Origin of the sequence: Jiangella rhizosphaerae (assembly GCF_003579925.1) — a bacterium.
In the GTDB taxonomy this organism is placed as follows: domain Bacteria; phylum Actinomycetota; class Actinomycetes; order Jiangellales; family Jiangellaceae; genus Jiangella; species Jiangella rhizosphaerae.
On record NZ_QUAL01000122.1, the window covers coordinates 1 to 13,033 of the forward strand.

The following is a 13,033-nucleotide window of genomic DNA, read 5'->3' on the forward strand; positions in this document are numbered from 1 at the left end:
CCGCCCGCGCCGGCGGCTCCGCCCGAGCCGGCGGTCACGCCCGAGGCGGCGGTCACGCCCGAGGCGGCGGTCACGCCCGGGGCGTCGTCGGCGCCGACACCACGGGCCGGTACGCGGGTATCGGCGCTGGCGCCGCGCGGCTCCCGGCCGGCGCCCTCGCCGAGCAGGGGCGGCTCCCACAGCAGGAAGGTCTTCGCGCCGCGCGGCGAACCGTCCTCCGTCACGGCCTCGATGGGCAGCATCCCGATGAGCAGCTCGGCGGTGCGGGCCGGATTCGCCGTCGTCGCCGAGGCGAGGACGAACGTCGGCGACGAGCCGTACATCGTGCAGACGCGCCGCAACCGCCGTAGCACCTGAGCGACGTGGGAGCCGAAGACGCCGCGGTAGCCGTGGCATTCGTCGACCACGACGAATCGCAGCGACCGCAGGAAGCCGGCCCAGCGGTGGTGCGCCGGCAGCATGGCGTGGTGCAGCATGTCCGGGTTCGTCAGCAGGTAGGTGGCGTGCGACCGGGCGACGTCGCGCAGCTCCACGGGCGTGTCGCCGTCGTAGGTGGTGGCCATGACGCCGGGGACGCCCAGTTCGTCGAGCGAGCGCAGCTGGTCAGCGGCCAGCGCCTTGGTCGGCGAGATGTACAGCGTCGTGCCGCCCAGGCGGCGCCCCGTGCGGGCCGCCGTCAGGGCCGGGAGCTGATACGCCAGCGACTTGCCCGACGCCGTACCGGTGGCGATGACGACGTGCCGCCCCGCCCAGGCCAGCGAAGCGGCCTGGGCCTGGTGATCCCAGGGCGCTACGATGCCTGCGGTCATGAAGCGATCGCGCACGACGGGATCCACCCAGGGCGGCCACGCGCCGGGCTTGGCGGCCCGGGCGGGTATCGATTCGATGTGCGTGACACGTCCGGTCCGGTGCGGACCGGTCAGCAGTACATCGAGCAGGTCGTTCGGGCGAGGCACCTCGTGAGTCTCGCATCATGGTTGAATGCGGATGAGCCCGGCACGCGGTGAGCGCTGTGTGTTGACCGATGGAGGCATGGAGGATCTGCGTGGACCTGTCGTTGTCGACCCGTACCGAGAGCGGCCGCAGCGTGGTCGCGGTCGGTGGTGAGATCGACGTCTACACGGCGCCGAGACTGCGCGACCAGCTGGTCGAGCTCGTCGACTCGGGTCACTACCACATCGTCGTCGACATGCGTGAGGTAGAGTTCCTCGACTCGACCGGGCTCGGTGTCCTGGTCGGCGGCCTCAAGCGGGTCGGCCAGCACGACGGTTCCCTCCGGCTCGTCTGCAACCAGGAGCGGATCCTGAAGATCTTCCGGATCACCGGCCTGACGAAGGTGTTCCCGATCCACGAGACGCTCGAGGAGGCCGTGGCCGCCACGGAGACGCCTTAGTTCCCGTCCCGGGCTGAGACCTCGCCGCCGCTCGCGGACGTCGCGCCCCGCTCCCGATCCTCGCGGCCGGCCGGGGCTCGAGCCGGCCCTTTGAGACGGCGTCGTGTGGGTACTTTCACACGACCGTAACGAGGCCCGGCATGGGACCGGCGTGAACTTTGGGTCCATTGCACTCTAGACTCCGCAGGTCGGCTGGATCCTGCCTACCTCGCGGGCCAGCGGCACAGAACGAGCCGATTCCTGTCAGCGGTCGGTCCAGCGGACCGGGCGCGGACAGCTGTTTCAACGCCCTGCCCGAGGGCGACGTCAAGGAGGACGAATGACCGGGCTCAACCTCTCCTATGTGGTTGTCGTCGCGTTGATCGCGGTGGCAGCCCTGGCGATGGCGGCGCTGTTTCGCCGAGAGGTTCTCAGTGCCAGTGAGGGCACCGAGAACATGAAGACGATCGCGCGCGCCGTGCAGGAGGGCGCCGCGGCCTACCTCAACCGGCAGTTCCGGACGCTCGGCATCTTCGTGGTGCTGGTGTTCGGCCTGCTCTTCCTGCTTCCCGGCGATGCCGGTGTCCGGTTCGGCCGGTCGTTGTTCTTCCTGGTCGGTGCGGCCTTCTCCGCCGCCATCGGCTACCTGGGCATGTGGCTGGCCACGCGGGCGAACGTCCGCGTCGCCGCCGCCGCTCGTGACGAGGGCCGCGACCCGGCGATGAAGGTCGCGTTCCGCACGGGCGGCGTCGTCGGCATGGCCACCGTCGGTCTCGGCCTCCTGGGTGCGGCCATCGTCGTCCTCACCTACCAGGAGGACGCGCCGACGGTGCTCGAGGGCTTCGGCTTCGGCGCCGCGCTGCTCGCCATGTTCATGCGTGTCGGCGGCGGCATCTTCACCAAGGCCGCCGACGTCGGCGCCGACCTGGTCGGCAAGGTCGAGCAGGGCATCCCGGAGGACGACCCGCGCAACGCCGCGACCATCGCGGACAACGTGGGCGACAACGTCGGCGACTGCGCCGGCATGGCGGCGGACCTGTTCGAGTCCTACGCCGTGACGCTGGTCGCCGCGCTGATCCTGGGCCAGGTGGCCTTCGGCCAGGAGGGCCTGGTCTTCCCGCTGATCGTCCCGGCGCTCGGTGCGCTCACCGCGGTGCTCGGCATCTACCTGACCCGGCCGCGGGCCGGCGAGAACGGCCTCACCACGATCAACCGGGCGTTCTACATCTCCGCGGTGGTATCGGCGGTGCTGTGCGCCATCGCGGCGTTCGCGTACCTGCCCGACAGCTTCGCCCAGCTCGACGGCGGCCTCGGCGACCACGACGGCGACCCGCGGATCCTCGCGACCGTCGCCGTGTTCCTCGGCATCGTGCTGGCCGGCGTCATCCTGTGGCTGACCGGCTACTTCACCGGCACCGACAAGAAGCCGACCGAGGACGTCGCCAAGACGTCGCTCACCGGCCCGGCCACGGTCGTCCTGTCGGGTATCGCACTGGGCCTCGAGTCGGCCGTCTACACCGCGATCGTCATCGGTGGTGCGGTGTACGGCACGTTCCTGCTGGGTGACGGCTCGGTCGAGCTGTCGCTGTTCCTCATCGCGCTGGCCGGCACCGGCCTGCTGACCACCGTCGGCGTCATCGTCGCGATGGACACCTTCGGCCCGGTCAGCGACAACGCCCAGGGCATCGCCGAGATGTCCGGCGACGTCGACGGCGAGGGCGCGCAGATCCTCACCGAGCTGGACGCGGTCGGCAACACCACGAAGGCCATCACCAAGGGCATCGCCATCGCGACGGCGGTCCTGGCGGCGACGGCGCTGTTCGGCTCCTACATGGACGCCATCTCGCGCGAGCTGGTCAACGTCGGCGGCGACATCGCCGGCGAGACCTCGTTCATCCTCGAGATCGTCTCGCCGAACGTCCTCATCGGCGTGGTCATCGGTGCCTCGGTCGTGTTCATGTTCTCGGGCCTGGCCATCAACGCCGTCGGCCGCGCCGCCGGTGCGGTCGTGTTCGAGGTGCGCCGCCAGTTCCGCGACGACCCGGGCATCATGGCCGGCACGTCGACTCCGGCGTACGGCCGCGTCGTCGACATCGTCACCAAGGACTCGCTGCGTGAGCTCGCGACGCCGGGTCTGCTGGCGGCGATGGCCCCCATCGCGGTCGGCTTCGGCCTCGGCGTCGGCCCGCTGGCCGGCTACCTGGCCGGCGCCATCGCGACCGGTGTGCTGATGGCGGTGTTCCTGGCCAACTCCGGTGGCGCCTGGGACAACTCGAAGAAGCTGGTCGAGGACGGCAACCACGGCGGCAAGGGCTCCGAGGCCCACGCGGCCACCGTCATCGGCGACACCGTCGGCGACCCGTTCAAGGACACCGCCGGCCCGGCCATCAACCCGCTGATCAAGGTCATGAACCTGGTCTCCGTGCTGATCGCGCCGGCCATCGTCTCCATGACGGTGGGTGCGGACGCCAACGACGGGCTGCGCTACACGATCGCGCTGGTCGCGGTCGCGATCATCATCGGCGCGGTCTGGTTCTCCAAGCGCCGCTCTGCCGTCATCGGCGACGAGCAGCCGGCTCGGGAGGGCGCGGCGGTCTGACCGCGAGCAGGCGGATCGTCACGGGGCCGTCGCCGGTGGCACCGCCCTCGTCGCTGTCCTGATCGTCGAGCGTACGGCGGCCGTTCCCTTCGGGGGACGGCCGCCGTTCCATGTCCGCCGCGGGGTACTCGCTGCCCGAGGATGTGGGCACGCCTCCGATCGCCTACATCACGAGGATTACGTGAGCATCAACATGACTGTAGGGGTGTTGACGCTGGGGTAATCCTCGTGATGGCCCCCGAATCACGGTGAAATCTCACCAAGTGGACGCTCAACGACACCAACGCCACACCGTAACGGAACCAACGCCGCGGGTGTCGTCGCCGCTCTTCCCCCGTCCCCCTGATAGCTGCACGCGGCCAAGACGATCGGGCAGCAGGGGGACGGCCCAACGTGACGATGCCGGCCACGGTGTCAGCGACGGCGGGTTGCCTGGCCGCCTCAGCGGACGGCGGCAACCGAGATGACGGCGCCAGGATGACGGGTGTCGTCGACGGTGGCCGCCGGTACGCCGGACGACCGCAGCTCGCCCACCAGCGCCGCCGCGGCCGTCGTCGGGGCGAACGCATGCACCCCGACCGGCGCGCCGCTCAGCTCGAATCGGGGCGCGAGCCTCGTTGCCAGTCGTGACCGGCGTTCGTCGTAGACGCGACGGGCTCGGCGCAGATGCCGGTCCAGGCCGCCGGACTCGATCAGAGCGGCGACGGTCAGCTGCAGCACCGCCGACACCCCCAGGTCGGAGTCCTCGCGCTGCTCGCGGAGACGGTCGGCCACGGACGGGGGCGCGACGATCCAGCCCAGCCGCAGCCCCGGCGCGAGCAGCTTGGACAGGGACCCGGTGAACACGACCAGGTCCGGCGCCAGCGCCTGGACCGCCGCCGGCACGACGCCCGGGGCGGCGAGGTGCGAGTCGTAGTCGTCCTCGACGATCCAGCGGCCGGCGGCGCGGCACGCGTCGACGAGCGACCGTCGCCGCGGCGCGGACAGCTGCACGCCGGTCGGGTACTGGTGGCTCGCCGTGATCATCACCGCGCCGGCGCCCGACGCGGCTCCGGCCGGAGCCGGTCCGCCGTCGGCCGGAGCCGGGCCGCTACCGCCGGCCCGAGCGTCCGGCAGCAGCGCCGGATCGAGGCCGTCGGCGTCGATCGGCACCTCCACGACCTCGACGCGCCGCCGGACCAGGTGATGCGTGGTGCCGGGTGAGCAGGGCCGCTCGACCGCCCAGGTGCCCACGCCGAGCACCGTCGCCAGCATCCACATCGCGTGAGAGACGCCGCCGGTGACGTGGATCTGGTCCGGTTCGGCCGAGACGCCGCGGGTGCGGGCGAGCCAGTCGGCCAGCACCGCGCGCAGCCGGGGATGCCCGGCCGGATCCGGATAGCCGAGGTCGCGCTCGGAGATGCCGGCCAACGCGGCGCGCGTCGCGGCGGCCCAGGCCCTATGGGGGAACAGCGCCGGGTCGGGCACGCCCGGCGACGGCGGCGGAGCGGCCGAGCTGGGCGGCGCCAGTGCCGGCGCGCCCGGACCGGGACCGCCTGTGACGACCGGCCGGCGCCGCGGCTCGGAGCGGATGAACCCCTCGTCCTGCAGTTGCGCGTAGACCGCGTCGGCCGTGCCGCGGGCGAGGCCGACCGCNCGACCGCCCGGGCGAGGTCGCGGGCGCCGGGCAGCGCCGTCCCGGGCAGCAGCCGGCCGCCGAGGATCGCGTCGATCAGCCGGCCGCGCAGCCAGGCCGCCTTGCCGTTCGGCGGCGGCGGACCCCAGGACGCGGTGAGCTCGGCGGTGGCATCGGACGTCACTGGCCTAGTGGACCATGTGGCATCTGGCCCTGTCCATGGGCCAGATGTCGCACGAGCATCGATGTCATGACCCGATTCACCTCGCCCACCGTGGCCGGCGCGCTGGCGTGCACCGCCGGCATGACCGTCGTGGGCGCCTCGGTCGCCTTCGGCCCGCTGCTCGCCGACTACCCGGTCCTCGCGGGGCAGGCGTGGCGGTACCTGCTCGCCGGGCTCGTGCTGCTCGCCGTCATGCGGATGCGCCGGGTCCCCGTCCCGCGGCCGCGGCCGCGCCAGTTCGGCCGGCTCGTGCTCCTGGCCGGCACCGGGCTGGCCGCGTTCAACTGGCTGCTCATCGAGGGCACGCAGCGGTCGGACCCGGCGTTCTTCGCGGCCGTGCTCGGCGCGGTGCCGCTGGTGCTGGCGCTGGCCGGTCCGCTGTTCGACGGCGGACGGGTGCGCGTCCGGACGGTCGCCGGCAGCACGGTCGTCGTCGCCGGGATCCTGGTCGTGCAGGGCGCGACGACCGCCCCGCTCGGCGCGCTGCCGTACGCCGTCGGCTTCCTGCTCTGCGAGGTGGCGTTCACGCTGCTCGCCGTGCCGCTCCTCAAGGAGTTCAGCCCGCTGCAGGTGTCCGGCGCGGTGTGCCTGGTGGCGGTCCCGCTGCTGGCCGCGTTGGCGCTGCTGGAGCCGGGCGCCGACCTCGTCGTCCCGACGGCGTCCGAGGCGGCGACGCTCGCATTCCTGGCGGTGTGCACGACGGCGATCGCGTTCCTGCTGTGGTACGGCGGCGTCGTCCGGCTCGGCGCGGACCGGGCCGGGCTGTTCGCGGGCGTCATGCCGATCGCCGGCCTGGTCGTCGGGGTCGCCGCCGGGACGTCCGCCTGGTCGCCGGTGGGCCTGGCCGGCTCGCTGCTCTGCGGTGCCGGCATCGCGCTCGGCCTGCGCCGTCCGACGGCCGTGGCGCTCCCGTCCGACCCGGTCGCCGCTGTCGCGCGCCCTTCAGAAAGTTGATCTTGGAGTTGTTCGGCGATCGTGGGGTGAAATGTCCGATAGATGGCCGAAGAACTCCAAGATCAACAGCGGGGTGGCAGCGGCGGAGGGCGGGGTGTTCGCGGCGGGCGTAGGCGAACCGCGCCGCCGTGGGCCGGTCCCGCTGGAGAATCGACACATGGCGGAATGGCTCGACGATCACGGCCTGGTGACCCTGCCCGGCGGCGCGATAGTGCGCGGCCGGGCGCTCGGGGCGGCGGCCAGCCCGGCGGACTTCGCGCTGGTCCTGACGGACGGGACGATGCCGGCGTGGCCGCATCGGCGGATCCGCTGGCCGGACTTCTGGATCCCGCTCGACCGCGCCGACGCCCTCGACGCGCTGCACGAGGCGCACAAGCGGGCGCGTGACGGCGAGCGGGTGGAGGTCGCCTGCCGTGGCGGCCGCGGCCGGACGGGCACGGCGCTGGCCGCGCTGGCGATCCTCGACGGCGTCCCGGCGGCGGAGGCGGTCGGCTGGATCCGTACGCACTACCACCCCAAGGCCGTCGAGACGCCCTGGCAGCGCCGCTGGCTCCGCAGCGTCTCCTGACATGCGCTCCGCGGCGACCTCGCCACCGGCGAGGCGGGCCGCGCCCGCCGTCAGTCGGCCGCCAGGTACGCCGTCCGCAGCGCCTGCCGCGCCCGTGACGCGAGGCTGGAGACCGCGTTCGGCGTCAGCGACATGCCGGCCGCGAGCTCGGCCGGCGAGTAGCGGTCGACCTCGACCAGCCACAGGATGCTGCGCCACCGCGGCGGCAGCGAGGCCCACGCGGCGGTGACCCGCTCCGCCTGCGCCGGCGGCTGAACGGAGTCGGCGTGCCGCTCCCACATGTCCGGATCGTCGTTGGCGACGGTGCGGCTCTCGGCCTTGCAGTACCGGTAGGCCAGATGCTTCACCGTCGCCAGGATGTAGCCTGTGAAGGAGTCGCGCGGGCCGCGGCCGGACCGGACCGCACGCAGCACGAGATAGAACGTCTCCTGGACGAGGTCGTCGGCGGCGTGGGTGTCGCGCACGATGCTGTGCGCGGCACGGCGGGCCATGGGGGACACCCTGCGGTAGAGAGTGCCGAACGCGGCGTCGTCCCCACGAGACGCGCGATCGAGCAAAATGGTCGACTCTTCATGATCCCACCCCTTGATCATGCTGAAACACTCGCTGTGACCAGGGCGCTCTGGCGTCGGGGATGTCCGCATTCGTGCATTCGGTAAACACGTACGTGGTCCGGAAATGCCCGGAAATGGACGACTCAAAACTGACGAAACCTGTTCAATCTGGGCAACTGGGCCCCTTGCTGTGATCGAGATCACGTTTATGATTCGTGCTGTGGTGCCGACGTGGCGGCTCTTCAGGGGTGAGGCCGCCAGTTGGAGGGGGCGATGCATCCATGGCAGAACGCAGGCGCAAGTACCGGGCCGCACACGCCCAGCTCGGGGTGGGTCCGCGATACCTGACGGTGTTGAGTCGCGGCGCCGGAGCGCATCGAGCGCGCGCCCACCGGCCGGGTCTGCGCCAGCGGTTCAGATCGATGTTCGTCGCCCGGTCCTGGTGACGGTTCGCCGCACCCGGCCGGCTCGCTGAGCTCGGCGCCTTTCCCGGTCGCGGCCCGTCCGCCCGGGGCCGGGGAAGGCGCCGCGATCACCGACGCGGGAGGATCACCGGCGTGCCCGTGCGAGGGTGCGCGATCACCTCGACGTCGTGCTCGTAGACGTCGCTGAGGAGGTCGCCGCCGAGCACCTCGGCGGGGGTTCCGGTCGCGACGACCCGCCCGCCCGCGAGGACGGCGACCCGGTCGGCGTGCGCCGCGGCGAGGTTGAGGTCGTGCAGCACGACGACGACGGCGACACCGGCGGCGGCGCGGCTGCGAGCGACGCCGAGGACGAGCTCCTGGTGGCGCAGGTCGAGGGCGGCGGTCGGCTCGTCGAGCAGCAGCACGCCGGTCCGCTGCGCCAGCACCCGCGCCAACGCGACCCGCGCCTGCTCGCCGCCGGACAGCGACGTGAACCGGCGGCCGGCGAACTGCGCGACGTCGGCGTCCGCGGCGGCCGCGCGGACGGCCTCCTCGTCGGCGGCCTCCAGCGGCGTCCCGGCCCAGGGTGCCCGCCCCATCCAGACGACCTCGGCGACGGTGAACGGGAAGGACAGGCGCACCTGCTGGAGCAGGACGGCACGGCGCATGGCGGCCTCGGTCGCCGACCAGGCGCTCAGCGGTCGACCGCACAGCGTCACGGACCCCGAGGACACGGCGACGTCGCCGGTGAGCGCGGACAGCAGCGTCGACTTGCCGGCGCCGTTGGGCCCGACCAGCGCCAGCACCTCGCCCGCGCGGACCTCGATGCTCACGTCGTCCAGCACCCGCGTCCCGCCGAGCGTGACCGACACGCCCGCGGCCGCGGTGACGACCGACCCGGCGACGGGTGGCTCGGGCAGCCGGTGGGCGCGGGTGAGCCTCATGCCCAGCCGCCCTGGCTGGTCCGCGTACGGCGCAGCAGCCAGAAGAACAGCGGCCCGCCGACCAGCGCCGTCAGCATGCCGAGCGGGAGGTCGGCGTACTCGATGGCGGTCCGCGCGACCAGGTCCGCCGACACCAGCAGCAGCGCCCCGCCCAGCGCGCTGGCCGGCAGCAGCACGCGATGCCCCGGCCCGGCGATCATCCGGACCAGGTGCGGCACGACCAGCCCGACGAACCCGATGACGCCCGCGAAGGCGACGCCCGAGCCGACCAGCATGGCGACCGCGACGATCGCGACCAGCCGCAGCCGCTCCACCCGGACGCCGAGGTGCCGGGCGGACCGCTCGCCGAGCGCCAGCAGGTCCAGCGACCGCGCCATGGCGATCGCCAGCGCCAGCCCGGCCGCGACGAACGGCAGCACCGCGACGACCGCCTGCCAGCGTGCGCCGTTGAGACTGCCGAGCTGCCAGAACACGATCTGCTCGCGCGCCTCCGGCGTGGCGACGAACGTCGCGAACGCCACGATCGCGAACGCGACGGCGGTGACGGCGACGCCGGTGAGGACGAGCGTCACCACCTCCGTCCGGCCGCCGGACCGCGACAACGCATAGACCAGCAGCGTCGTCACCAGGCCGGTCGCGAAGGCCGCCACCGCCACCGTCCACTCGCCGAGGAAGTTCGCGCCGGTGACGAACACCAGGCTGGCTCCGACCGCCGCCCCCGGCGAGACGCCGACGACGGCCGGCTCGGCCAGCGGGTTGCCGAACACGCCCTGCATGAGCGCGCCCGCCGCCGCGAGCGCGGCGCCGACCAGCAGCGCCAGCACGACCCGCGGGAACCGGACCAGCCACAGCGTGTTCTCGCCCTGCACGTGCGCGGGCCGCGGCCCGGCGTCGAGCGGCAGGTCGACGGACACGCCGGCCTGCCGCAGCACCCACTCCAGGTTCGCGTCCAGCCGGTGCAGGATCGACCCGACGACCTCCGACGGCGGGATCTGCAGCTGGCCGCGGCCGGCCGACACGATCGTCATGACGACCAGCGCGACCGACAGCCCGCCGATCAGCAGCCCGCCGCGCCCGCGCCGCGCTCTCCGCGGCGGCGCGGCGCCGACGGACGGCGACTCGGGCGGAGCCGACACCGTCGCCGTCATGGCTGGTAGACGGCGTGAGCGAGGGCCTCGATGGTGCGCCCGGTGCGCGGCCCGAAGCTGAGCAGCACGGAGTCGGCCATGTCGACGACGCGGAGCTTCTCGCCGGCCGGTGTCTGCGCGACACCGGGCAGCCGCAGCATGCCGTCGACGCCGCCGATGGACTCCAGCCCCTTGGTCATCATGATGATCACGTCGGGCGCGGCCTCGATCAGCGCCTCGGAGGTGATCTGCGTGAACGGGCGGTCCAGCCCGATGTCCGTGCCGACGTCGACCGCGCCGATCGCGCGGATCATCGCGTCGGCGCCGGAGCCCGGCCCGGCCAGCAGCTGCACCATGCCGCCGCGGGTGTAGAGGAAGGCGATGCGCAGCGGGTCGGCGCCGGCCGGGGCGAGGGCCAGCGCGCCGGCGATCTCGCCGGAGGTGCGCTCGACCAGCTGCTCGCCGGCCTCCGGGACGCCCAGTGCGCCGGCGACCGCGCGGATCTGGCCCGGGATGCGGTCGAGGTCGCGGGCGTCGTCGAAGAAGATCACCGGGATGCCGGCGTCGCGCAGCTGCTGCTGCACCTCCGGCGGGCCGACGCTGGCGTCGGTGAGCACGACGGTCGGGTCCAGCCCGAGGACCGCCTCGGCGTTGAGGTCGTGCCCGCCGGGCGTGACCAGCGGGAGGCCGGCGGCCTGCGGGAACCCGGTGGACGCGTCGCGGCCGACGACGTGGTCGCCGAGGCCGAGGCTGAACACGATCTCGGCGAGCGTCCCGTAGAGGTCGACGGCGAGGATCCGGCTGGCGTCCTCGACGACGACCGTCTCGCCGTCGCACGAGTGCACGGTCACCGGCAGTGCCGGTGTCACGCCGTCGGCGACCGGCGTCACCGTCTGATCGACGATGGCGGTGGACGGCCCGAGGATCGCCCGCGGGTCCGCGGCCGGATCGGGCGCCTCGGCGGACGCGGACTCGCGGGCCGGCAGTGGCTCACCGTCCGCGTCGACCGTCACCCCGAACCCGGGCACCGGCTCCTGGCACGCCTCGACGGGCTCGGCCGGCGGCTCCGCGGTGGCGCTCTGAGCGGCCGGCCGTGCGTCGGTTCCCTCGCCGGCCGGGTCGTCCTCCGGCGCCACGCACGCCGTCACCCCCAGCAGCAGGCCGGCCGCCACGACCAGCCCGCGTCCCACCCACGCCACGTCAGCCGGCCGCTGCGGGCGTCGCGGGGTGCGCCGCGCCGAGCTCGGCGAAGATCTCGGTGTTCATCCCATAGGCGGCGATCACCTCGTCGATGACCCGCTCACGCTCGTCCGGGTTCCACGGCGCCGCGTCGAGGCGCGCGCGGTAGGCGTCCTTGAACGGCCGCGGCTTCGGGATCCGCGCGAAGTGGTAGAACCGCACGCCGTCGCCGCCCAGCTCGAAGCCGTACGTGCGCGACACGATCGTCCCGACGGCCAGCCCGCCGGACAGGTCGCCCAGGTAGCGGGTGTAGTGATGCGCGACGAAGCCGCCGGGCCACTGCGCCGTCTCACGGATGCGATCGGCGTAGCGGCGGGTCGCCGGCAGCGGCTCGAGGTCGTCGACGGCGTCGGCGCTGCCGAGCAGGAAGGCGAGGTCGCGCCGCAGCGACGGCACCCGGGTGAGGTCGTCGGTGACGAACGGCCCGGCGAGCGGGTCGTCGCGCATGCCGGCGGCCACCGACTCCAGCGCCTCGTAGACGAACAGGTGCTGGGTGACGAGCGCCGTGTAGCCCTCGCGGCTGATGCGGCCCTCCATCAGCGCGTTGATGAAGTCCGCGCCGTTGGCGACGTCGTGCAGGGGCCAGCTGCGCTCGCGCAGGGCCTGGGAGAACGTTCGGGGCTCGGCCTCGGCCGGCGTTCGGGTGGTCGGCACGGATGTCTCCTCCGGGTCGGCACTGCGGATGCGAGAAGTATTGCATCTTAGGTTTGCCTACCCCAATGTAGGTATGCCTTACCTATACCGATACTGTGCCCGATATCCGCAGAACCCGACATCAGGTTGAAGGGTGGGACATGTCGAACGTTTCCCGACGGCGCTCGCGTCGCCGTCGACTCGTGACGGCGCTGGGGGTGCTCCTGGCGACGGGGGGCTCGCTGGGCCTGGCCGAGACCGCGGCGGCCGCGTCCGCCACCGGCCCCGAGGGCCAGACGATCACCGTCTCCAAGGTCGACGGGCTCGACCCGGCCGGTGAGACGATCACCGTCCACGGCGAGGGCTACGACCTCACCAAGGGCATCTACGTCGTCGTGTGCGTCAACAACGGCGCAGGTCAGCAGCCCACACCGTGCCTGGGCGGCGCCGACATGGAGGGCGGCGGCGGCACCTCGGCGTGGATCTCGTCGAACCCGCCGTCCTACGGCGAGGGCCTGGCCACGCCGTTCGAGGAGGTCGGCGGCAAGGGCTCGTTCGACGTCCAGCTGAGCGTCGTCGCCAGTGACGAGTTCACCGACTGCCTCGACCCCGCCCAGGCGCCCAACGGCTGCGTCGTCGGCACCCGCGCCGACCACACCCGCACCGCGGACCGCAGCGCCGACGTGCTGCTGCCGATCACCTTCGCCGGCGCCGGCGGGTCCGGCGGCGCCGACGCGGGCGGCGACGACGGTGCCCAGCCGAGCGCCTCGCCGTCGTCCACCACCGGCGCCGCGGGCGCCG

Annotated in this window: 12 protein-coding genes; 5 read left to right on the top strand and 7 right to left on the bottom strand. The window is 73.1% G+C overall.

The genetic code is table 11. The features are described 5' to 3' along the window. Positions 1 to 809 (bottom strand): DEAD/DEAH box helicase (locus tag DY240_RS12565; protein WP_119660235.1); only part of this gene is annotated, 809 nt, incomplete at its 3' end. A gap of 236 nt (positions 810 to 1,045) precedes the next feature. Here DY240_RS12565 and DY240_RS12570 point away from each other — a divergent pair. After that, positions 1,046 to 1,393, top strand: coding sequence for an STAS domain-containing protein (locus tag DY240_RS12570; protein WP_053207831.1), 348 nt, complete (start codon positions 1,046 to 1,048; stop codon positions 1,391 to 1,393). Between the two features lie 319 nt (positions 1,394 to 1,712). Continuing rightward, positions 1,713 to 3,971 carry a sodium-translocating pyrophosphatase gene (locus DY240_RS12575; protein ID WP_119660226.1) on the top strand — a complete coding sequence of 753 codons (2,259 nt, stop codon included), beginning with the start codon at positions 1,713 to 1,715 and terminating at the stop codon, positions 3,969 to 3,971. Positions 3,972 to 4,412: 441 nt separating this feature from the next. Here the strand turns inward: DY240_RS12575 and DY240_RS12580 are convergent. After that, the coding region (locus DY240_RS12580; RefSeq protein WP_233552718.1) for an aminotransferase-like domain-containing protein at positions 4,413 to 5,606 on the bottom strand (1,194 nt) is incomplete at its 5' end. A 230-nt stretch (positions 5,607 to 5,836) separates the two neighbouring features. Between DY240_RS12580 and DY240_RS12585 the strand changes: the two genes are divergently transcribed. Together DY240_RS12585 and DY240_RS12590 are read left to right on the top strand one after the other, a co-directional pair. Next, positions 5,837 to 6,763 (top strand): DMT family transporter, encoded by a 927-nt coding sequence (locus DY240_RS12585; RefSeq protein ID WP_119660228.1) that lies wholly within the window; start codon positions 5,837 to 5,839, stop codon positions 6,761 to 6,763. 157 nt (positions 6,764 to 6,920) lie between these two features. Then, positions 6,921 to 7,331 carry a protein-tyrosine phosphatase family protein gene (locus DY240_RS12590; RefSeq protein WP_119660229.1) on the top strand — a complete coding sequence of 137 codons (411 nt, stop codon included), beginning with the start codon at positions 6,921 to 6,923 and terminating at the stop codon, positions 7,329 to 7,331. A gap of 50 nt (positions 7,332 to 7,381) precedes the next feature. Here the strand turns inward: DY240_RS12590 and DY240_RS31925 are convergent, their stop codons facing one another. The 5 genes from DY240_RS31925 to DY240_RS12615 all read right to left on the bottom strand — a co-directional run bounded on the left by DY240_RS31925 (position 7,382) and on the right by DY240_RS12615 (position 12,253). Next, the gene (locus DY240_RS31925) at positions 7,382 to 8,164 is read right to left on the bottom strand and encodes an RNA polymerase sigma factor (RefSeq protein ID WP_119660230.1); all 783 of its coding nucleotides are present in this window, start codon (positions 8,162 to 8,164) and stop codon (positions 7,382 to 7,384) included. Positions 8,165 to 8,417: 253 nt separating this feature from the next. Beyond that, positions 8,418 to 9,233 (bottom strand): heme ABC transporter ATP-binding protein, encoded by an 816-nt coding sequence (locus DY240_RS12600; RefSeq protein ID WP_119660231.1) that lies wholly within the window; start codon positions 9,231 to 9,233, stop codon positions 8,418 to 8,420. After that, complete coding sequence (locus DY240_RS12605) at positions 9,230 to 10,381, bottom strand: FecCD family ABC transporter permease (RefSeq protein WP_119660232.1); 1,152 nt, start codon at positions 10,379 to 10,381, stop codon at positions 9,230 to 9,232. The genes DY240_RS12600 and DY240_RS12605 overlap by 4 nt, the downstream gene beginning before the upstream one ends. Continuing rightward, entirely contained in the window at positions 10,378 to 11,550 is a 1,173-nt protein-coding gene (locus DY240_RS12610) for a heme/hemin ABC transporter substrate-binding protein (protein ID WP_199701396.1), read from the bottom strand. Before DY240_RS12610 ends, DY240_RS12605 begins: the two co-directional genes overlap by 4 nt. Positions 11,551 to 11,560: 10 nt before the next feature. Continuing rightward, positions 11,561 to 12,253: a biliverdin-producing heme oxygenase gene (locus tag DY240_RS12615; protein ID WP_119660233.1), complete on the bottom strand. Its 693-nt coding sequence runs from the start codon at positions 12,251 to 12,253 to the stop codon at positions 11,561 to 11,563. Positions 12,254 to 12,435: 182 nt separating this feature from the next. On the opposite strand from DY240_RS12615, the gene DY240_RS12620 reads away from it, so the two are divergent. Continuing rightward, a partial coding sequence (locus DY240_RS12620) for a hypothetical protein (protein ID WP_119660234.1) occupies positions 12,436 to 13,033 on the top strand: 598 nt, incomplete at its 3' end.